Annotated in this window: 18 protein-coding genes; 7 read left to right on the forward strand and 11 right to left on the reverse strand. The window is 71.1% G+C overall.

Annotated elements, in window-relative coordinates; all coding sequences use genetic code 11:
- Nucleotides 1-22: 22 nt before the first annotated feature.
- Nucleotides 23-1,201, reverse strand: a complete 1,179-nt coding sequence (gene metK / locus PQI07_RS09395) for a methionine adenosyltransferase (protein ID WP_043379362.1) — start codon at nt 1,199-1,201, stop codon at nt 23-25.
- A gap of 171 nt (nt 1,202-1,372) precedes the next feature.
- Nucleotides 1,373-1,780, reverse strand: coding sequence for a helix-turn-helix domain-containing protein (locus tag PQI07_RS09400; RefSeq protein WP_043346443.1), 408 nt, complete (start codon nt 1,778-1,780; stop codon nt 1,373-1,375).
- 634 nt (nt 1,781-2,414) lie between these two features.
- On the opposite strand from PQI07_RS09400, the gene PQI07_RS09405 reads away from it, so the two are divergent.
- From PQI07_RS09405 to PQI07_RS09415, 3 genes are all read left to right on the forward strand, one after another.
- Complete coding sequence (locus PQI07_RS09405; RefSeq protein ID WP_274927701.1) at nt 2,415-3,242, forward strand: thermonuclease family protein; 828 nt, start codon at nt 2,415-2,417, stop codon at nt 3,240-3,242.
- Between the two features lie 5 nt (nt 3,243-3,247).
- Nucleotides 3,248-4,732, forward strand: a complete 1,485-nt coding sequence (locus tag PQI07_RS09410; RefSeq protein ID WP_043379364.1) for a M48 family metalloprotease — start codon at nt 3,248-3,250, stop codon at nt 4,730-4,732.
- A 73-nt stretch (nt 4,733-4,805) separates the two neighbouring features.
- The gene (locus PQI07_RS09415) at nt 4,806-5,486 is read left to right on the forward strand and encodes a glutathione S-transferase family protein (RefSeq protein WP_043346447.1); all 681 of its coding nucleotides are present in this window, start codon (nt 4,806-4,808) and stop codon (nt 5,484-5,486) included.
- Nucleotides 5,487-5,517: 31 nt separating this feature from the next.
- Here the strand turns inward: PQI07_RS09415 and PQI07_RS09420 are convergent, their stop codons facing one another.
- From PQI07_RS09420 to PQI07_RS09440, 5 genes are all read right to left on the reverse strand, one after another.
- Nucleotides 5,518-5,673, reverse strand: a complete 156-nt coding sequence (locus PQI07_RS09420) for a hypothetical protein (RefSeq protein ID WP_164706359.1) — start codon at nt 5,671-5,673, stop codon at nt 5,518-5,520.
- 85 nt (nt 5,674-5,758) lie between these two features.
- Nucleotides 5,759-6,196, reverse strand: a complete 438-nt coding sequence (locus PQI07_RS09425) for an EamA family transporter (protein WP_043346438.1) — start codon at nt 6,194-6,196, stop codon at nt 5,759-5,761.
- 182 nt (nt 6,197-6,378) lie between these two features.
- Complete coding sequence (locus tag PQI07_RS09430) at nt 6,379-8,646, reverse strand: xanthine dehydrogenase family protein molybdopterin-binding subunit (RefSeq protein WP_274926510.1); 2,268 nt, start codon at nt 8,644-8,646, stop codon at nt 6,379-6,381.
- Between the two features lie 8 nt (nt 8,647-8,654).
- Complete coding sequence (locus PQI07_RS09435) at nt 8,655-9,662, reverse strand: FAD binding domain-containing protein (protein WP_043354027.1); 1,008 nt, start codon at nt 9,660-9,662, stop codon at nt 8,655-8,657.
- Nucleotides 9,659-10,183, reverse strand: a complete 525-nt coding sequence (locus tag PQI07_RS09440; protein WP_043379471.1) for a (2Fe-2S)-binding protein — start codon at nt 10,181-10,183, stop codon at nt 9,659-9,661. Before PQI07_RS09440 ends, PQI07_RS09435 begins: the two co-directional genes overlap by 4 nt.
- Nucleotides 10,184-10,456: 273 nt before the next feature.
- Here PQI07_RS09440 and PQI07_RS09445 point away from each other — a divergent pair, with 273 nt between their 5' ends.
- Nucleotides 10,457-11,842, forward strand: a complete 1,386-nt coding sequence (locus PQI07_RS09445; RefSeq protein WP_274926511.1) for a M20/M25/M40 family metallo-hydrolase — start codon at nt 10,457-10,459, stop codon at nt 11,840-11,842.
- A gap of 4 nt (nt 11,843-11,846) precedes the next feature.
- On the opposite strand, the gene PQI07_RS09450 is transcribed toward PQI07_RS09445, so the two are convergent.
- The gene (locus PQI07_RS09450; protein ID WP_274926512.1) at nt 11,847-12,575 is read right to left on the reverse strand and encodes a ParA family protein; all 729 of its coding nucleotides are present in this window, start codon (nt 12,573-12,575) and stop codon (nt 11,847-11,849) included.
- Nucleotides 12,576-12,845: 270 nt separating this feature from the next.
- On the opposite strand from PQI07_RS09450, the gene PQI07_RS09455 reads away from it, so the two are divergent.
- The 3 genes from PQI07_RS09455 to PQI07_RS09465 all read left to right on the forward strand — a co-directional run bounded on the left by PQI07_RS09455 (nt 12,846) and on the right by PQI07_RS09465 (nt 16,412).
- Nucleotides 12,846-14,006, forward strand: a complete 1,161-nt coding sequence (locus PQI07_RS09455) for an SMP-30/gluconolactonase/LRE family protein (protein ID WP_078947117.1) — start codon at nt 12,846-12,848, stop codon at nt 14,004-14,006.
- Between the two features lie 6 nt (nt 14,007-14,012).
- Complete coding sequence (locus PQI07_RS09460; RefSeq protein ID WP_182591457.1) at nt 14,013-14,456, forward strand: MEKHLA domain-containing protein; 444 nt, start codon at nt 14,013-14,015, stop codon at nt 14,454-14,456.
- 294 nt (nt 14,457-14,750) lie between these two features.
- Nucleotides 14,751-16,412 (forward strand): methyl-accepting chemotaxis protein, encoded by a 1,662-nt coding sequence (locus PQI07_RS09465; protein WP_182591458.1) that lies wholly within the window; start codon nt 14,751-14,753, stop codon nt 16,410-16,412.
- 30 nt (nt 16,413-16,442) lie between these two features.
- Here PQI07_RS09465 and PQI07_RS09470 read toward each other — a convergent pair whose 3' ends face one another.
- From PQI07_RS09470 to PQI07_RS09480, 3 genes are all read right to left on the reverse strand, one after another.
- The gene (locus tag PQI07_RS09470; protein ID WP_043759716.1) at nt 16,443-17,423 is read right to left on the reverse strand and encodes an ABC transporter ATP-binding protein; all 981 of its coding nucleotides are present in this window, start codon (nt 17,421-17,423) and stop codon (nt 16,443-16,445) included.
- Nucleotides 17,420-18,400: an ABC transporter ATP-binding protein gene (locus PQI07_RS09475; protein ID WP_043354012.1), complete on the reverse strand. Its 981-nt coding sequence runs from the start codon at nt 18,398-18,400 to the stop codon at nt 17,420-17,422. The genes PQI07_RS09470 and PQI07_RS09475 overlap by 4 nt, the downstream gene beginning before the upstream one ends.
- 142 nt (nt 18,401-18,542) lie before the next feature.
- A complete protein-coding gene (locus PQI07_RS09480; protein ID WP_053609380.1) occupies nt 18,543-19,514 on the reverse strand; it encodes an ABC transporter permease in 972 nt (323 codons plus the stop codon).
- Nucleotides 19,515-19,527: the final 13 nt, after the last annotated feature.

The following is a 19,527-nucleotide window of genomic DNA, read 5'->3' on the forward strand; positions in this document are numbered from 1 at the left end:
CGGGTCCGGGGCGATTCCGTCCTCAGGCGAGGGCGGACTTCAGCTTGCCGGCGAGGTCGGTGCGCTCCCAGGAGAAGCCGCCATCGGCCTCCGGGGCGCGGCCGAAATGGCCGTAGGCCGAGGTGCGCGCGTAGATCGGCTTGTTGAGGCCGAGCGCCGTGCGGATGCCGCGGGGCGACAGGTCCATGGCGTCCATCAGCACGGCTTCGAGCTTGGCCTCGTCCACGTTCCCGGTGCCGTGCAGGTCCACGTAGATCGAGAGCGGCTTCGAGACGCCGATCGCGTAGGCGAGCTGGATCGTGGCGCGGCTGGCGAGGCCCGCGGCCACCACGTTCTTGGCGAGGTAGCGCGCCGCGTAGGCCGCCGAGCGGTCGACCTTCGTCGGATCCTTGCCGGAGAACGCGCCGCCGCCATGCGGGGCCGCGCCGCCGTAGGTGTCGACGATGATCTTGCGGCCGGTGAGGCCGGCATCGCCGTCCGGACCGCCGATCACGAACTTGCCGGTCGGGTTCACGTGCCAGGCCGTGCCCTCGTTGACCCAGCCCTGCGGCAGGGCCTTGAGGATGTAGGGCTCGACGATGGCGCGCACGTCCGCGGAATCGAGGGACTCGTCGAGGTGCTGCGTCGACAGCACGATCTGCGTGACCTCGACCGGGCGGCCGTTCTCATAGCGGACCGTGACCTGGCTCTTGGCGTCGGGCCCGAGCTTGGCGGCGTCGCCCTGCTTCGCCTTGCGGGCGTCGGCGAGGTCCTTGAGGATCTTGTGGGCGTAGAAGATCGGCGCCGGCATCAGCTCGGGGGTCTCGTCGGCGGCGTAGCCGAACATGATGCCCTGGTCGCCCGCGCCCTCGTCCTTGTTGCCGGCGGCGTCCACGCCCTGGGCGATGTCGGCCGACTGGGCGTGGAGGTAGATGGCGACGTCGTTGTTCTTCCAGTGGAAGCCCGACTGCTCGTAGCCGATATCCTTCACGGCCTCGCGGGTCAGGGCCTCGAGGTCCTTGAAGGTGACCGAATCGGGCCCGCGCACCTCGCCGGCGATGACGATGCGGTTGGTGGTGGCGAGGGTCTCGACGCCGAGCCGTGCCTCCGGCATCGCCGCGAGATAGGCGTCGACGACGGTGTCGGAGATTCTGTCGCAGACCTTGTCGGGGTGCCCCTCGGACACGGACTCGCTGGTGAACAGATAGTTTGAGCGCGGCATCAGACGGCCTCGGTTTCAGAGGTACGCCGTCGCGATCGCGGCGTTAGACCCTTCATGGGGCGGGCGTTCTCGCACCCGAGCAGTGGACGGTCAAGATGGAGGAACGAACGGATCCGCTATAACGAACGAAACGACCGAAAGAACGGCCGCCCCGGGGATCCCGCCGCGGCCTCAACCGCCGATCTTGCTCTCCAGGGCGCGGATGGCGTCGGCCACGTCGCGGCGCGCTTCCTCGGAGAAGTTTTCGGTGATGTGACGGCCCACGATTTCGGCCAGCCCCTTCAGGCCGCCATCCGACAGGGCCGATTGCTCGCGCTCGCCGAAGCCCGGCGCGACGAAGTCATCGTTCCGGGGCATGCCTTTGAAGAAGTAATCCATCGGCACGCCGGTCATCCGCGAGAAGATATCGAGATGGACGGCGCTGATCCGGTTGGTGCCCTTCTCATACTTCTGGAGCTGGGCAGCAGACATACCGAAGCTCTGCGCGACGCGGCGCTGTGTGAGCGACGCCTTCCGGCGCTGCTCGGCGATGCGTTGCCCGACATAAACGTCGCGCTGATCGGTCTTCTGGCCCGCCATGAAGTGCTCGTCCACCCCCGCCATGAATCCTGGCAGCAAAGCTTAGCGCGGCCCTCGGTACTTGTCACCGGCAGGCGGTCACCGTGGCGGACGATTTGCGCGCGGCTCCGCGGCCGGAGAGAATTGCAAGACGCGAAAACTTGGCGTCCCCGGCAGGGCTCGAACCTGCGACCCCAGGTTTCATACCACTTCGGCTTTCGCCGCCGCGTCCCGAAGGCTCGCGTTCGTGGCCTGGACTATCCCTTCACCGTGGGCCGGATCGCCTCCAGCCGTTAGGTGCCGCCCGTCTAGTCTCTACACCTTCCCGCCGGGGCACCGTCGGGCTTGGCTCGGGATCGGCAGAGCATCGGACGCCTGAGCGCCGATGCCGGAAGCTTTCCCCGACTTTGAGCGGATCCGCCGCGCGGTTTCCCGACGCGACGCCCAATTGAACCTGCTTAGGAAACCTGTGCTCTGTCCAGCTGAGCTACGGAGACAACCGCGTGCTCCATAGCATTCTCCCGGTCCGAGGCCAACCGCGCCCGGTGGAAAGGCGGACGGCCGGGGCTCGCGGCCTCGGGGGTGTTCCATGGGCGGGATCACGGGCTGGGAGAGACAGCGGAGCGCGGCAGCGGCGCGGGTGGTGCGCGCGGGGATGCGCGCGGCGGTGCGCGCGGTCGTGCTCACGGCCTCCCTCGCCGCGACGCCGGGCGTCCTGCCGGTCCGGGCCGCCCCGCGGACCAGCCTGTCCGAATGCATGGCGGGGCCGGCGCGCGTCGAGGTCATCGCGGGGATCGGCCCCCGGGGGGAGATCCGCCTCGCGTCGGGCGTCCGGGCGGTGCCGGACTCGCTGCGGTGGCCGGACGCGCCGGAGGCCGCATCCGCGGCCCAGGCCTGGCTGGAGGCCCGGCTGGGCGCCAGGGTCACGGTGATTCCGCGCGGGCAGCCCGACCGCTGGGATCGGGTGCGGGCCGATCTCCTGATCGCGGAGGGTGAGGAGGATCTGGCGGGCGGCCTCATCGGGGCGGGCCTCGCCGTCGCGGACGCGAACGAGGCCGATTCGCTCTGCCGCCCCGCCCTGCGCCTCGTGGAGGCGGCGGCCCGCGCGCGCAGGCTCGGCCTCTGGCGCGCGCCGCTTCCAGGGGCGCAGGACGGCCCGGCGCTCCGGGCGAAGGCGGGGCATTTCGTCGTCGTGGAGGGGCGCATCCGCCATATCGGCGAGCGGGGCGCGCGCACCTATCTCGATTTCGCGGCCCGGGGCACGGACGGGCTCACGGTGACGGTATCGAAACGCACTTGGCGAATGATGCGCGCCCGTGGTTTGAGTGCGGCCTCGCTCGAAGACCGGCGCGTGCGGGTGCGCGGCCTCCTCGAGGTCCGGCGCGGCCCGACCTTGGAGGCCGCCATCGACGGGATCGAGGTTCTGGACGAGGCGGACCGGCCGGAGGCCGGTCCGGACAGGGAACGGGAATTGCGGCGCTGATCGCGATGGGCGGGATCACGGGTCACATCATCGGGGCGTGCGTCCACGGGGCGGGACGCCGCCCGCGCGGTGCGGCGGCGCTCGGCGGGCTCGCCCTGTTGCTCGGCGCCTGCGTCGCCGACCAGACCGAGGCGACCGTGCGGCCGGCCGTGGTCCGGGTGCCCGCGGAGGCGCCGCGCACGACGGGCCGCGAGCGCGCCGCGGACGCCGACCACCTCAAGCTCGTGGCCTCCTTCGGGGGCGAGGCGCGGGCGCCCAACGTGATGCGGCTGCTCACGGAGGTGACGGACCGCCTCGTGCGGGCCAGCGACCGGCCCGATCAGAGCTACACGGTGACGCTCCTCGATTCGCCGGTGGTCAACGCCTTCGCGCTGCCGAACGGGCGGCTCTACGTGACCCGCGGCCTCGTGGCCCTGGCGAGCGATACCTCCGAGGTGGCCGCCGTCCTGGCGCACGAGATGGCCCACGTGACCCTCAACCACGCCACGGCCCGCAGCGAGCTGGAGCTGCGCTCGGCGCTCGTCAGCCGGGTCGTGGCCGACGTGCTGAACGATCCCGATACCGGCGCGCAGCTCCAGCACCAGTCCCGCTTCGCCCTGGCCCGGTTCTCCCGCGAGCAGGAACTGGAGGCGGACGCCACCGGCGTGCGCACCCTCGCCAAGGCCGGCTACGATCCGTTCGCGGCCGGGCGCTTCCTCACCGCCCTCAGCCGCTCGACGGGGCTGAAGGCCGGCAGCGCCAACGCGCCCGACATGCTGGCGACCCATCCGGGCACGGCCGAGCGCATCACCCAGGTCACCCGGGCGGCCCGCCGCATCGGCGCGCCGGGCATCGGCACCGACGACCGCGCCACCTACCTCGCGGCGGTGGACGGCCTCGCCTACGGCGACAATCCGCGCGACGGCGCGGTGCGCGGGCACCGCTTCATCCATCCCGGCCTCGGTATCGCCTTCGAGGTGCCGGAGGGCTTCACCCTGGAGAACACCCGCTCGGCGGTGCTCGGGACGACCCAGGACGGCAGCCGGCGCCTGCTGTTCGACCAGATCGAGGCCAAGGAGGGCCAGCCCCTCGACGCGGTGCTCAAGGCGAGCTGGAACGACGCCTTCGACCCGGCCGGCTTCGAGACCCGGGAGGTCGGCGGCCACCCGGCGGCCTTCGCGCTGTCGCGGGGGAAGGAGTGGACCTTCCGCCTCGCGGCGATCCGGATCGGCGATTCGACCTACCGGATGATCATGGCCGCCAAGGGCACCGCCGATCCCGACCCGGCCTTCCGCCGCTGGACCGCGACCCTCGTCGCCGTGTCGCCGGACGAGGCGGTCCTGCGTCCCCTGCGGCTGCAGGTGGTCCAGGCGATGTCGGCCAATGCCGAGGATCTCGCCCGCCGCATGGCGGTGCCCGACCGGGCGCTCGACCGGTTCCTCGTCCTCAACGGCCTGGAGCGCGGCGCCGCGCTGGTGCCGGGTCGCGGCTACAAGATCATCGTGGAATAGCCGCCCTGCGCGGCGGCGGCTTGTGCGTTCGCCCGGCCCGGACATCCTGCCGGGGTCGTTCAGGGAGAGCGCCGTGATTCGATTCTTCTACAATCTCAGCCCCAACCCCATGAAGGTCGCCCTCTGCCTCGAGGAGATGGGGCTGCCCTACGAGCCGGTGCCGGTCGATACCCGCAAGGGCGAGCAGTTCGATCCCGCCTACACGGCGGTCAACCCGAACGGGAAGGTGCCGGCGATCGTCGACGGCGACGTGACCGTGTTCGATTCGAACGCGATCCTGATGTATCTGGCGGGCAAGACCGGCCGGTTCCTGCCGGAGGGCGAGCCGGTCCGCGGCGAGATGCTGTCGTGGCTGATGTTCGTGGCGACCGGCATCGGGCCGTTCTCCGGCCAGTGCGTGCATTTCCGCCACTTCGCGCAGGACGGGGGCGCCTACGCCACCGAACGCTACACCTTCGAGGCGCGCCGGCACTGGGGCATCCTCGACCAGCGCCTCGCCGACCGCACCTACGTGCTGGGCGACACCTACACGATCGTCGACATGGCGGTCTGGGGCTGGGCCCGGATGGTGCCGTTCATCCTCGGCGAAGGCGCCTTCGGGGACCTGCCCAACGTCAAGCGCCACCTCGACGCGCTCAACGCGCGGCCGGCCGCGCAGGCCGCCGAGGCGCTGAAGGGCCGCCACGCCTTCAAGGCCGAGATGGACGACGAGGCCCGGAGCTTCATGTTCCGCGCCGTGAACAGCGCCGCCTGACGCTCCGCCGGATCCGACCGCTCCCTTCGCCTCAGGGCGCGGGAGCGGTCACCGTGAGCATCGGCAGGGTGACGGAGAGCGTGCCGGGCGGTGTCCGCTCGGTACCGAGCGTCAAACAGGCGGCGAGGCCGAGACACAGGGCGAGACCGATCAGCGAGGTCTCGAAGCCACGATAGACCCAATCCATGACGGTCCCCGTTCGCGAGGGACCGTCAGGATGCGCTCCACCGGTTAACGGATCTGTGCGCCGGCACGCATCCGCTGACCAGCGCTTACCAGCCGGATGCGACGAGGGCGGCCCCGGCGGCGATCAGGCCGACGCCCATCCAGGCGGCGAGGCTGAGGGTTTCGCCGAGCAGGGTGGCGCCGAGGATCGCCACCAGCACGACGCTGAGCTTGTCGATCGGCGCGACCCGCGCGGCGTCGCCCAGCGACAGGGCCCGGAAGTAGCAGAGCCACGACGCCCCGGTGGCGAGCCCCGACAGGGTGAGGAAGACGAGGCTGCGGCCGGAAATCTGCGCGAGGCCGCCGGCCTGACCGGAGCCGACGACGATCGCCCCGGCAAAGACCAGGATCACGGCGGTCCGCACGAAGGTCGCGACATCCGACTGGACGCCCGAGACCCCGACCTTGGCGAGGATCGCGGTGAGTGCCGCGAAGCCGGCGGCGGCGAGCGCCCAGAAGCGCCAGGAGTGCAGCAGGTGGCTCACGGAGCTCTCACGCCGTTTCGGTTCCGGGCGCTCGGCGCCTTCGCGCGCGGAGCGACAGGCGGAGTGCCACGCCGACCGAGCGCGCACCCCCAGATCGCATCACGGCGCTCGCGATGCGGATGCGCCCGTGGACGTTGATGTGACCGCCGCGCCCCGGGCGCGGCGGCGCTCGGATCTCGGCTTCAGAGCAGCTTGTCGATCGTGATCGGCAGGTCGCGCACCCGCTTGCCGGTGGCGTGGAACACCGCGTTGGTGATCGCCGCCGCGGTGCCGACGATCCCGATCTCGCCGAGCCCCTTCACGCCGAGCGGGTTCGCCTTGTCCTCCTCCACCACGAAGATCACGTCGATGTCGTAGATGTCGGCGTTCACCGGGACATGATACTCGCCGAGATTGTGGTTCATGAACCGGCCGATCCGGTGGTCGAGCATCGACTCCTCCTCCAGGGCCGAGCCGATCCCCATGACGACGCCGCCGAGAATCTGGCTGCGCGCGGTCTTCGGGTTCAGCACCTTGCCGGCCGCGATCGCCGAGACGACGCGGGTCACCCGGACCTGACCCAGTTCCTCGTCGACCTTCACCTCCACGAAGATCGCCGAATGGGTGTAGGCCTCGTATTTCTGATTGAAGTCCTTGTCGGGCCCGGCCTGTTCGACCGCCTCGACCTTGTCGACGCCGGCCGCCTGCATCACCTCGACCAGGGAGACGCTGCGGCCCGGATCGCCGGCAACCGAGATCCGGCCGTCCGCGAAGACGGCCCGGTCGAAGTCGACATTGGCGAGCGGCGAGTTCTCGAGCCCGCGGGCGAGCTTGAACACCTGTTCGCCGACGTTGCGGCAGGCCTTCATCACGGCGGTGCCCGAGGAGGCCGCCGTCCAGGAGCCGCCGGCGACCGGCGCCTCCGGCAGGCGGGTGTCGCCGAGCTTGGTCGTCACCGCGTCCATCGGCAGGCCGAGGGTGTCGGCGGCGATCTGCGTCAGAATCGTGTAGGTGCCGGTGCCGATATCGCCGGTGGAATTGCCCACCGTCAGGCGGCCGTCCGGCGTCAGGGTCGCGATGGCGCTCGACTGCATCATCATCGATTCCCAGATGCCGGTGGCCACGCCCCAGCCGACGAGCTCCCGCCCCTCGCGCATGGAGCGGGGCTCGGGATTGCGCTTCGCCCAGCCGAAGCGCTCGGCGCCCTGCCGGAAGCAGCTCTTCAGCTCCTTCGAGCCGAAGGGCTTGCCCTGGGCGGTGGCGTCGGATTCGGCGTAGTTCTTCAGCCGCAGGGCGATTGGGTCCTGGCCGGTCGCATAGGCGAGCTCGTCCATGGCGGTCTCGATGGCGAAGACCCCGGTCACGGCACCGGGGGCGCGCATGTCGCCCGGGGTGGCGGTGTCGAGCTTGGCGATGCGGTAGGTCAGGGCCACGTTCTCGCAGCGGTAGAGAACCCCCGACCAGTTGACGATCACCTCCTGGTAATCCTCGAAGGTGGAGGTGCCCTGGACGGCGTCGTGCCGCAGCGTCGTCAGCGTGCCGTCCGGCTCGGCGCCGAGCGCGACGGTCTGGAGCGCCTCGCCCCGGTAGGTGAAGGACCACATCTGGTCGCGGGTCAGGGTGACCCGGACCGAGCGCTTCAGCTCCTGGGCGGCCAGCATCGCCAGGAACGCCTGGTATTGGGGGCGCAGCCCGGAGCCGAAGCCGCCGCCGAGATAGGGGTTGAGCACCCGGACCTGATCGGGCTTCAGGCCGAACACGTTGACGAGGTACTGGTGGCTGTTCGAGACGCCCTGGATCTTGTCGTAGACCGTGTAGGTCCCGTCCTGCTCCACCACCACCGTGGTGGCGTGCGGCTCCATCGGGTTGTGGTGCTCGTTGGCCATGCTGTAGCCGCCCTGCACGCGGATCGGCGCGCTGCCGAACGCCTGGTCGGCGTCGCCCCACGGAGCCGGCGGCGGCTTGATGCCCTCGCGCTTGGTGGGCGGATCGTAGGCGTCGCCGCGCACGGCCTTGAGGTCGGTGACGGGCTCCTGCATCGCGTAGCTGACGCGGACGAGGGACGCGGCGTAGCGCGCGGTCTCGAAATCTTCCGCCACCACCAGGGCGACCGGCTGGCCGCTGAACACGATCAGGTCGTCGTAGAGGGCGCGGAAGGGCGAGCCGGGGGGCGCCACCGCGTCCTGGAAGTTCTTGTCCCGCCACGCGGTGCGCGGCCGGTTCGCGTGGGTAATGACCTTGAGGACGCCCGGGACCGCCTCGGCCTCGGCGGACTCGATGGCGGTGATCCGGCCCTTGGCGATGGAGCTGGACACCACATAGCCGTAGGCGAGGTCGGGCGCGGCGAACTCGCCCGCGTACTTGGCGAGGCCGGTGACCTTGGCGGGCCCGTCGATGCGGCTGCGCGGCGTGCCGACGAAGGTGTCGCGGCCGGTGGAGCTGAAGGTCTGGGGGTTCGAGGTCTGGGTCATGGCGGGGCCTACTGGATGCGCTTGTCGCTGAGCGACTGGGGCGTGCCGGCGGCGGCCTGTTCGAGGCCGCGCACGATGGCCCGCCGGGCGAGATCGATCTTGAAGCCGTTCTCCGATTGCGGCTTGGCTTCCGCGACGATCAGGTCGGCCGCGTCCTGGAAGCTGGCGCGGGTGGCGGGCTTGCCCTCGAGCAGGGCCTCGGCCTCGCGGTTGCGCCAGGGCTTGTGGGCGACGCCGCCGAGCGCGAGGCGCGCGGTCTTGATCCGGTCGCCGTCGAGTTCGAGCCCCGCCGCCACCGAGACCAGCGCGAAGGCGTAGGACAACCGGTCGCGCAGCTTCAGGTAGGTGAAGTGCTGCGGGAAGCGGCTCTCCGGCAGGTCCACCGACACGACGATCTCGCCGGGGGCGAGGTTCGTGTCCGTCTCGGGGGACTCCCCCGGCAGGCGGTGGAATTCGGAGAACGGGATCGACCGCTCGCCCTGCGGCCCGTTCACCTGCACGGTGGCCTCCAGGGCGGCCAGCGCGATGCACATGTCGGAGGGGTGCGTGGCGATGCACTTGTCGCTCGTGCCGAAGATCGCGTGGATGCGGTTCATCCCGCCGATCGCCGGGCAGCCGGAGCCGGGCGCGCGCTTGTTGCAGGGCGTGGCCACGTCGTAGAAATAGTAGCAGCGGGTCCGCTGCAGCAGGTTGCCGCCCGTGGAGGCGGCGTTGCGCAGCTGCGCCGAGGCGCCGGCCAGGATGGCGTTGCGCAGGAGCGGATAGCGCGCCGTCACTCTGTCGTCGTACGCCACCTTGGCGTTGGTCACGAGCGCCCCGATCCGGAGCCCGTCCCCGTGCGCCTCGATCCGGTCGAGGGGCAGGTGGGTGATGTCGATCAGCCGGCCCGGCTTCTCGACCTCGTACTTCATCAGGTCGATCAGGTTGGTGCCGCCGGCGATGAAGCGGGCCCCGGCCCCGAAGGCCTGCACCGCCTCCGCCACCGTGCCGGCGCGGACGTAATCGAAGCGGTTCATCGGGCGTCTCCCTGCATGACGTCCTCGATGGCGTCGACGATGTTGGTGTAGGCGCCGCAGCGGCAGAGGTTGCCGCTCATCGCCTCGCGGATCTCGTCCCGGGTGTGGGCGTGGCCCTCGTTCATCAGGCCCACCGACGAGCAGAGCTGGCCGGGCGTGCAGTAGCCGCACTGGAAGGCGTCGTGCTCGATGAACGCCTCCTGGATCGGGTGGAGGGCGTTGCTGCCCGCCCGGTCGCCGAGGGCGGCGAGCCCTTCGACCGTGGTGATCTCGGCCCCGTCCTTCATCACCGCGAGGGTCAGGCAGGAATTCACCCGGGTGCCGTTCACCAGCACCGTGCAGGCGCCGCACTGGCCGTGGTCGCAGCCCTTCTTGGTGCCGGTGAGGTCGAGCCGCTCGCGCAGCAGGTCGAGGAGCGTGGTCCAGGGCGCGACGCGGAGTTCGCGCCGCTGCCCGTTGATCGTCAGCGTGATGCCGATGGGCGTATCCGCCGACACCGGCGGCTGGGTCTCGAGTCGCATGATGTCGTCCACGGTCTGGGCCGGCCGGGGCCGGGCGGGAACGGATCGGCCGAAGCGGCAACCGGCAGAGACGCGCGGGCACCGGCCTGAGGGCTCGATCGATAACCATTCCAATCTGCGCCTGTTCCGGTGCGCGCTGTCTCACCCCATGATCGCTGGCGGGTCCGCGAAGCGGCTCCGGGGCCAATCAACCCGTCCTCCGACGTTGCCGCCCCCGCCCCGCCTCGGCTAACCCTCGTCCCGCAGAGTCCCCGCCGCACCCCGGAGCCCCCGATGGCCGCGCTCGACGCGATCCTCAACGACATCGACACGGATCTCGAGAACGCCCTGGAGCGGCTGTTCGCCTTCCTGCGGATCCCGTCGATCTCCACCGATCCCGCCTATGCCGGCCAGTGCCGCGAGGCCGCCGCCTGGCTCGCCAAGGACCTGACCGCGCTGGGCTTCGAGACCTCCGTCGAGGAGACCTCGCTCCATCCGGTCGTGCTGGCCCACAAGCCGAAGCCCGGAGCGCCGCACATCCTGTTCTACGGCCATTACGACGTGCAGCCCGTCGACCCCCTCGACCTGTGGACGACGCCGCCCTTCGAGCCGCACCTCGCCGATGACGGGCAGGGCGGCAAGAAAATCGTCGGGCGCGGCGCCTCCGACGACAAGGGGCAGGTGATGACCTTCGTGGAGGCGTGCCGGGCCTATATCGCCATGCACGGCGAGTTGCCCTGCGGCGTCACGATCCTGATCGAGGGCGCCGAGGAGAGCGGCTCGCAGGGGCTCCCCGAATGGGTCGCCGCCAACCGCGACCGGCTCGGCTGCGACGTGGTCCTCGTCTGCGACACCGGCATGTGGGACCGGAAGACCCCGGCCATCACCTCGTCCCTGCGCGGCCTCGCCTATTTCGAGGTGAAGGTGACCTGCGCCGACCGGGACCTGCATTCGGGCTTCTTCGGCGGCGCCGCCCGCAACCCGATCCACGTCCTGTCGAAGATCATCGCCGACCTGCACGATGCCGACGGTCGCGTGACGATCCCGGGCTTCTACGAGGGCGTGCACGAGCGCCCGCCCGAGGTGCTGGAGCAGTGGCGCGGCCTCGGCCTGACGCCGGAGACCCTGCTCGGGCCGATCGGCCTCAAGGAGCCCGCGGGCGAGCGCGGGCGCATGCCGATCGAGCTGGTGCAGTCGCGCCCCTCCTGCGACGCCAACGGCATCATCGGCGGCTATACCGGCGAGGGCACCAAGACGGTGATCGCCTCGACCGCCTCCGCCAAGGTCTCGTTCCGCCTCGTGGACGACCAGGATCCGAAGCGGCTCGCCGAGAGCTTCGAGGCGTTCGTGCGGGAACGCGTGCCGGCAGATTGCCGGGTCGAGGTCATCACCTACAAGGGCTCGCGGGCGATCAGCCTGCCCTTCGACATGCCGCAGCTCGGGGCCGCCAAGGCCGCGCTGCAGGACGAGTGGGGCGTGCCGGCGGTGACCGTCGGGGCCGGCGGCTCGATCCCGATCGTCGGCGACTTCAAGCGGATCCTCGGGCGCGACACCCTGCTGATCGGCTTCGGCCTCGACGACGACCGGATCCACTCGCCGAACGAGAAGTACGACCTGACGAGCTTCCACAAGGGCACGCGCTCCTGGGCGCGGATCCTCGCGGCCCTCGGCCAGGGCTGAGCCGTCAGCGGGCGGAGGCCGACCGCATCTTCCCGTCGATCCAGGTCCAGAGGGCCCGGACCTCGTCGGCGGCCGGGCTGACGGGGGCGTATTCCGTGACGCCGAGCCCGGTCGCCAGGGCGTCCTGGTGGTCGACCCGGTGGATGATGCCGGGCTCGGCCAGGACGCCCAGGGCGCGCAGCTGCGCCGCGTAGGCGCTGGTGCGCGGCGAGGGCGGCGGCGGGCACTGGTTCAGCACCAGGGCCAGCCGCTCCCGCAGCCCGAGCCCGACGAGCGCCTGGAGGGTCGGCCGGGCGGCCACGATGTCGAGCCGCGAGGGGCGGACCGGCATCAGGACGAAGTCGGCATCCTTCAGGGCCGGCGCGAGGCCGGACGCGCTGCCGGCGGTGTCGAGGACGGCGAGCGTCGTGCCCTGCTCGGCGAGGATGCCGAGAATCTCCGACAGCTGGCCCATCTCCCAGGGCTGGATCCGGTCGACCGCGACGGCGTCGCTCTCGCGGTTGCTCCCGCGGTCGCTCTTGCGCAGGCCCCCCCAGCCGGCCAGGGATCCCTGCGGGTCGAGATCGAGGGCGGTCACCTGCTCGCCGGCCTCCGCGGCGGCGACGGCCAGGGAGGCCGCGAGGGTTGTCTTGCCCGTCCCGCCCTTCTGCACCGCCAGGGCGAGGACCCGCAGCGAGCCGGCGCCGGGCCGGGGCGCGGTGTCCGGCGCCGGTTCGGATCCTTCGGGATCCATGCGTGTCCCACCTCTCCAATCTCAGGCCCGGGCCTCGGCCCGTGCGGCGCCGAATCGAGGTCCGGCACGATCGTGCTTACCGTGACGCCGCTGGCTGGGGCCAGCGTCGCGCGGCGGCGCCTGTGGACCGCCCGTCGCCGGCTCCCGATCGGCGGGGCGCGGATTCCGGCGCGCGGGATCGCCCGGACGGCCCATGCGTTGAGCCGGCATCCCGTCGGTCGCGCGCCGCGCCCCCGCCGGGACTCCGATGACCGCCACGCCGGGATCCGCATGCGCCTCGACCGCCGCCGCCTGATCGGAACGGGGCTCCTGGCCCTCGCCGCCCCCGCGGCCCGCGCCGGGACGCCGCCGCCCCCGACGAGCCGGCCTGCGGGGATTCTGGACCTCGCCATCGCGGCGGATGCGCCCTCGACCCCCACGGGACTCGCCATCGCCCGGGGCGGACGGATCTTCGTGATGATGCCGCGCTTCACCGGTGCGGAGCCGATCACCCTCGGCGAGGTGCTGCCCGACGGATCGGTGAAGCCCTACCCCGACGCGGCGGCCAACCGCCCGGACCCGCAGGCGCCGCAGGCCACCCTGTTCCATGTGCCGAACGGCGTCTTCGACCGTGACGACACCCTCTGGGTGCTCGATGCCGGCCTGCCGACCGGCAAGGGACGGCCGGTGCCGGGCGGCGCGAAGATCCTGGCGATCGATATCGGCCGGAACAGCATCCGCCGGACGATTCCACTCGACGCAGGCGTGGTGCCGGATTCCTCGCTGAACGACCTCCGGGTCGACGTGCGCGACGGGCGGGCGCTGGCCTACGTCACCGATCAGGGGCAGGCCGGCGCGGGGGCGATCCTCGCGGTCGATCTCGACAGCGGGCGGGTGGTGCGGCGCCTCGCGGACCATCCCAGCACGCGCTCCGAGGAGGGCTTGGTCAAGTTCGTGGAGCGGCGGCCCGTGATGGAGCGGAAGGGCGACACGCCGGAGAAGAGCCCGAAGGGCGGCGCCAACGGCATCGCGATCAGCCCGGACGGACGCCGCCTGTACTACGCGCCGCTGATGAGCCGGCGGCTCTACGCGGTCGAGACCGCGGCCCTGCGCGACCCGAACGTCTCGGACGCGGCCGTGGCCGCCACGGTCAAGGACCTCGGCGAGAAGGGCATGACCGGCGGGCTGACCACCGATTCCGAGGACCGGGTCTATCTCAGCCTGCAGGAGCACAACGCGGTCGGCCGGCGCCTGCCGGACGGCACCGTGGAGGTGCTGGCCGCCGACGACCGGCTGATCTGGGCCGACACCTTCTGGATCACCCCGGACCGATGGCTCTATATCTCGGCGGCCCAGGTCAACCGGCGGCCGGAATTCAACCGCGGCCGGGACCTTCAGCAGCCGCCCTACGCGATCCTGCGCATGCGCATCGACGCGGACCCTGTCCTGTAGCGGATCATGACGGACCTCTCGCACGACCCGGACTTCTTCGCCCTGCTCACCGGCAGCTATGCGCGGCGGCTCGGCGAGTCCCTGGTGCCGGCCGGTGCCGATGCGGCCTGGCTGTACGCGGCGGCCCCCTTCGCGGTCCTCGCCCACGATGGCGGCGCGGATCCCCGCTTCGTCTACGGCAACCGGGCCGCCCAGGCCTGCTTCGGCTACGCCTGGGACGAACTGATCGGCCTGCCCTCGCGGCTCTCGGCCGAGGCGCCCGAACGGGCCGCGCGGCAGAGCCTCCTCGACGCGGTCACCCGGGACGGCTTCAGCCGCGGCTATCGCGGCCTGCGGATCGCCAAGGACGGGCGGCGGTTCTGGATCGACCAGGCGGTGGTCTGGCAGCTCGACCGCGACGGCATGAATGTGGGACAGGCCGCGACCTTCTCGGCATGGCGCGACGCCTGAGGAAGCGGCCGATCCTGCCGGCTCCGTCGCCGGGCCAGCCCCGTCGCAGGCCGGGCCTTACACCTTCCGATAGAAGTCTCTTGAAAATATCAGTTACAGATAGAAATCAGTCACGCGCTTTGCAGTCTCGATCACGTTCGTTTGAAATCTTGTCTTGGCTCGAAACTCGACTGCATTTATCGACTAAACTTTAATCATCGTGCCTCACCAAGGTGCAAACTCCGAAATCACCGCGCGCGTGTCTGCGCCGCCGCCGGTCTCGGATGCCACCGTCTGGAAGGCCACCCGCCCACGATGACCATCAAACTCAGACTGCTCGCACTCCTGGCCGTCATGGGCCTGCTCCTGCTCGCATGTGCCGCCATGGGCAATCTCGCCCTTCACTGGAATCACCAGAGCTTCAAGACCGTCTTCGACGACCGCGTCGTCTGCCTCCGGCAATTCAGCATCATCCGCGATGCCTATGACGACCTGATCGACGTCTCGCGCAGGCTGCGCGGCCGGCAGATCGACCCGGCCCAGGCGAAGGACCAGATCGAGCGCGATCTCTCCAACCTGCACACGCAGTGGTCGGCCTATCTGGCGACCTACCTGACCCCGGAGGAGAAAGCCCTGGCCACCGAGCTGCAGGGGTCGCTCGACCGGAACGATGCCATCGCGGCCGAGATCCTCAAGCGCATCACCGCCGGTCGCGCTTCGGATTTCGAGTCCACGCATGCGGACCTGCTGACGAGCCTGCGGACCGCCAACGCGACCCTCGGCAAGCTCACGGCCTTGCAGGTCCGTGAAGCGGAGGCGGAGTTCGAGCGCTCCGAGACCACCGCGGGCTGGTCGCGCCTCGCCCTGCTGGCCGCCCTCGTCCTCGCGGCGCTCAGCATCGCCTACGGCATCTACACGATCGTCGTGCAGGTGATCCGTCCGCTCGGCGGCATGACGGCGACGATGACCCGCCTGGCCGCCGGCGAGCTCGAGGCGCCGGTCACGGGCGCGGAACGGGCGGACGAGATCGGTGGGATGGCCCAGGCCGTCCAGGTGTTCAAGGAGGCGATGATCGCCAAGCGGGACGCCGACGCGGCCGCGGCGATCGAGAACGCCGCCAAGATGCGGCGGGCCCAGGTGCTGGACGATGCGACGCGGGCGTTCCAGAGCCAGGTCACGCAGCTCACGCACGGCCTGGCCTCGGCCGCCACCGAGATGGAGGCGACCGCCCAGTCGATGAGCCGCACGGCCGATCAGACGGCGGGTCAATCCATGAGCGTCGCCTCGGCCGCCGAGCAGACCTCCTCCAACGTCCAGACCGTGGCGGCGGCGAGCGAGGAGATGGCGGCCTCCATCGGCGAGATCGCCCAGCAGGTCGCCCGCTCCACGATCATGGCCGAGCGGGCCGCCGCGGATGCCGCGCAGTCCACCACGATCGTGCGCGGGCTGGCCGAGGGCGCCGAGAAGATCGGGGCGGTGGTCGGCCTGATCTCCGGGATCGCCGCTCAGACGAACCTGCTGGCGCTCAACGCCACGATCGAGGCCGCCCGTGCGGGCGAGGCGGGGCGCGGCTTCGCCGTCGTCGCAGGCGAGGTCAAGGAGCTGGCCTCGCAGACGGCGCGGGCGACGGACACCATCGCCGCGCAGATCAACGCCATCCAGGGCGAGACCCGCGAGGCCGTCGCGGCCATCCAGTCGATCGGCGCGACGATCACTGAACTCCGCGAGATCGCCGTCGGCGTGGCCGCCGCCATGGAGGAGCAGGGCGCGGCGACCCAGGAGATCGTCCGCAACGTCACGCAGGCGGCTCAGGGCACCCAGTCGGTCACCGTCAGCATCGGCAGCGTCACGCAGGCCGCGAGCGAGACCGGCGCCGCCTCCGCGCAGGTGCTCACCGCAGCGTCGGAGCTGTCACGGCAATCCGAGCAGCTCGGGGCCGAAGTGTCGGGCTTCCTCGCCACGGTCCGGGCGGCCTGACGGCCCCTCGGGCCGACCGGGCGGGCCTCCTCAGGCCCGCCCCTCCTGGACGGCGTGGCAGGCGACGCCGTCCAGCAGCGCCGGCACCTCGGTCCGGCAGCGGTCGTTCGCCAGCGGACAGCGCGGGTTGAAGGTGCAGCCGGGCGGCGGGTCGATCGGGTTCGGGATCTCGCCGGAGACCGGCACCCGGGCGCGGCCGACATGGGCGAGGTCGGGCACCGCGTCGAGGAGCATCCGCGTGTAGGGATGGCGGGGCCTGGCGAACAGGTCCTTGGCGGCGGCGACCTCCACGAGGCGGCCGAGATACATCACCCCCACCCGGGTGGCCATGTGGCGGACCACGGCGAGGTTGTGGGAGATGAACAGGTAGGTCAGCCCGAGACGGTCCTGCAGGTCGCGCATCAGGTTGAGGATCTGCGCCTGCACCGAGACGTCGAGCGCCGAGGTCGGCTCGTCGCCCACGAGGAACTCCGCCTGGCTCGCCAGCGCCCGGGCGATCGCCACCCGCTGGCGCTGGCCGCCGGAGAATTCGTGCGGGTATTTTTTCGCATCGTCCGGGTGGAGCCCGACCAGGCCGAGCAGCTCGCTGACCCGGGCGCGGATCGCCCCCTCCCCCTGGATCAGGCCGAAGGCCCGGATCGGCTCCGCGATGATCCGGCCCACCCGCCAGCGCGGGTTCATGGACGCGTAGGGGTCCTGGAAGATCATCTGGATGCGCGCCCGCAGGCGCCGCCGGGCTGCGGCCTGGCGCGGGTCGGTCATCGAGACGCCGGTGATCGTCACCTCCCCGGCCGAGGGCGGCAGCAGGCCGACCACCATCCGCGCCACCGTCGACTTGCCGGAGCCGGATTCGCCCACGATCGCGAAGGTCTCGCCCTTCTCGATCGTGAACCCGACCCGGTCCACCGCCGTGAGGAATTTCCGGGGCTCGCCCTCGAGCACCCGGTTGAGCCAGGGCTTCGAGACGTCGAACCGGCGGCGCAGATCGGTGACTTCGACGTAGGCGCTCACGCTGCGCGCTCCGCTGCATCGTACAGGTGACAGGCCACCCGGCTCGCCTCCACGGCCTGCGGCTCCGGCCGCTCGACCCGGCAGCGCGAAAAGACCTTCGGGCAGCGCGGGTTGAAGGCGCAGCCCTTGGGGATGGCGGTGAGGCGCGGCATCGAGCCGGGGATCTGGCTCAGCCGCGTGGCCTCCTGCGACAGGGTCGGGATCGCCCCCATCAGCCCGACCGCGTAGGGATGGTGGGGCTTCGCGATCACCGAGGCGACCGGGCCGATCTCGGCGACGCGCCCGGCATACATCACCGCCACCCGGTCGGCGGCCTCGGCGATCACGCCCATGTCGTGGGTCACCAGCATCACCGCGGTGCCGTGCTCCCGGCAGAGGCGCTTGAGCAGGGTGATGATCTGGGCCTGGACCGAGACGTCGAGCGCCGTGGTCGGCTCGTCGGCGATGATCAGCTCCGGCTCGGCGGCCAGCGCGAGGGCGATCACCACCCGCTGGCGCATGCCCCCGGAGAACTCGTGCGGGTAGCCGTCGATCCGCCGCTCGGGGGCCGGGATGCCGACCTCGGCGAGCAGGTCGATGGCGCGGGTGCGGGCGGCTTTCCCCGACAGGTCGGTGTGAGTGCGCAGGGTCTCGACGATCTGGTCGCCCACCCGGAACAGCGGGTCCAGCGAGGTCAGCGGATCCTGGAAGATCATGCCGATGCGCTTGCCCCGCACCCGCCGCATGGCCTCGGGCGAGAGATTGTCGATGCGCTCGCCGCGCAGCCGGATCTCGCCGCCGGCGATGCGTCCGGGGCGGTCGATCAGCCCGATCACCGCCGAGCCGGTCACCGACTTGCCGGCCCCGGATTCGCCGACGACGCCCAGGATCTCGCCGCGGCCGATCTCGAAGGAGACCCGGTCGATGGCGGTGAGCGGCCCGCGGCGGGTGTCGAAGGCGACCGTGAGATCGCGCACGGAGAGGATCGTGTCGGTCATGGCGTGGCGGCTCCGGTGGCAACCGGGCGTCGGATGGGCGCCCCCGTCCTTGCGAGCGGAGCGAAGCAATCCAGCGGCGCCACGTTCACCAAGGTCGCGCTGCCCTGGTTCGCTTCGCTGCGCTCGCGCTGACGATGTCCCATCATTGCAGCTTCGGATTGAGCGCGTCGCGCAGCCAATCCCCCAGGAGGTTGATGGCGATGACCAGCCCGGCCAGCGCCAGCCCCGGGAAGGCGACGATCCACCACTCGCCGGAGAACAGGAAGCGGTTGCCGGTGCGGATCAGCGTGCCGAGCGACGGCATGGTCTCGGGCAGGCCGGTGCCGAGGAACGACAGGGTCGCCTCGGTGATGATCGCGAGCGCCAAGTTGATCGTCGCGATGACGAAGACCGGGCCGGTGACGTTCGGCAGCACGTGGCGGACCAGGATCACCGGGGAGGACAGGCCGATCAGCCGCGCCGCCTGGACGTAGTCCTTGCCCTTCTCGACCATCACGGAGGACCGCACGGTCCGGGCGTACTGTACCCAGAAGGACAGGCCGATCGACACCACGATCAGCCCGATCAGTGGCCCGACGTCGAGGGCGCTGCCGAAGGTTGCCTTGGCGACGCCGTCCACCACCAGGGCGATCAGGATCGCCGGGAAGGTGAGCTGCACGTCGGCGATCCGCATGATCAGCGTGTCGAGGACGCCGCCCGCGTAGCCGGCGATCAGACCCAGCGCGATGCCGATGACGCCGGAGGTCAGCACCCCGAGCCCGCCGACGATCAGCGACAGGCGCAGGCCGTAGAGCACCGCCGAGAGCACGTCCCGGCCCTGGTCGTCGGTGCCGAGATAGTAGGGCGCCTGACCCTCCGCCTGCCAGATCGGCGGCAGGTTGGAGTTGATCAGGTCGAGCTGGGCCGGGTCGTAGGGGTTCTGCGGGGCGATCAGGGGCGCCGCGAAGGCGAGCCCGACCATCAGCACCGTGGCGACCAGCGCCGCCATGGCGGTCTTCGAGCGCAGGAAGCTCGCCAGCAGGTCGGAATCCCGCCAGCGCGCGAGGCGGGAGGGCGCCGCCTCCGGCAGGGGGACCGGCGGGGCATCGCCCGCGTCGAGGTCGTATCCGCTCATCGGTCGCCCTTCA

The organism is Methylobacterium sp. 092160098-2, from assembly GCF_028920805.1.
GTDB lineage: Bacteria > Pseudomonadota > Alphaproteobacteria > Rhizobiales > Beijerinckiaceae > Methylobacterium > Methylobacterium fujisawaense.

Excerpts from the sequence above, each read along its gene's own strand:
- PQI07_RS09445 (WP_274926511.1), top strand. The coding sequence starts at position 10,457 with ATGGCCGCGCTCGACGCGATCCTCAACGACATCGACACGGATCTCGAG.
- PQI07_RS09435 (WP_043354027.1), bottom strand. The coding sequence starts at position 9,662 with ATGAACCGCTTCGATTACGTCCGCGCCGGCACGGTGGCGGAGGCGGTG.
- PQI07_RS09440 (WP_043379471.1), bottom strand. The coding sequence starts at position 10,183 with ATGCGACTCGAGACCCAGCCGCCGGTGTCGGCGGATACGCCCATCGGC.
- PQI07_RS09450 (WP_274926512.1), bottom strand. The coding sequence starts at position 12,575 with ATGGATCCCGAAGGATCCGAACCGGCGCCGGACACCGCGCCCCGGCCC.
- metK (WP_043379362.1), bottom strand. The coding sequence starts at position 1,201 with ATGCCGCGCTCAAACTATCTGTTCACCAGCGAGTCCGTGTCCGAGGGG.
- PQI07_RS09455 (WP_078947117.1), top strand. The coding sequence starts at position 12,846 with ATGCGCCTCGACCGCCGCCGCCTGATCGGAACGGGGCTCCTGGCCCTC.
- PQI07_RS09430 (WP_274926510.1), bottom strand. The coding sequence starts at position 8,646 with ATGACCCAGACCTCGAACCCCCAGACCTTCAGCTCCACCGGCCGCGAC.
- PQI07_RS09460 (WP_182591457.1), top strand. The coding sequence starts at position 14,013 with ATGACGGACCTCTCGCACGACCCGGACTTCTTCGCCCTGCTCACCGGC.
- PQI07_RS09405 (WP_274927701.1), top strand. The coding sequence starts at position 2,415 with ATGCGCGCGGCGGTGCGCGCGGTCGTGCTCACGGCCTCCCTCGCCGCG.
- PQI07_RS09420 (WP_164706359.1), bottom strand. The coding sequence starts at position 5,673 with ATGGATTGGGTCTATCGTGGCTTCGAGACCTCGCTGATCGGTCTCGCC.
- PQI07_RS09480 (WP_053609380.1), bottom strand. The coding sequence starts at position 19,514 with ATGAGCGGATACGACCTCGACGCGGGCGATGCCCCGCCGGTCCCCCTG.
- PQI07_RS09410 (WP_043379364.1), top strand. The coding sequence starts at position 3,248 with ATGGGCGGGATCACGGGTCACATCATCGGGGCGTGCGTCCACGGGGCG.
- PQI07_RS09400 (WP_043346443.1), bottom strand. The coding sequence starts at position 1,780 with ATGGCGGGCCAGAAGACCGATCAGCGCGACGTTTATGTCGGGCAACGC.
- PQI07_RS09475 (WP_043354012.1), bottom strand. The coding sequence starts at position 18,400 with ATGACCGACACGATCCTCTCCGTGCGCGATCTCACGGTCGCCTTCGAC.
- PQI07_RS09465 (WP_182591458.1), top strand. The coding sequence starts at position 14,751 with ATGACCATCAAACTCAGACTGCTCGCACTCCTGGCCGTCATGGGCCTG.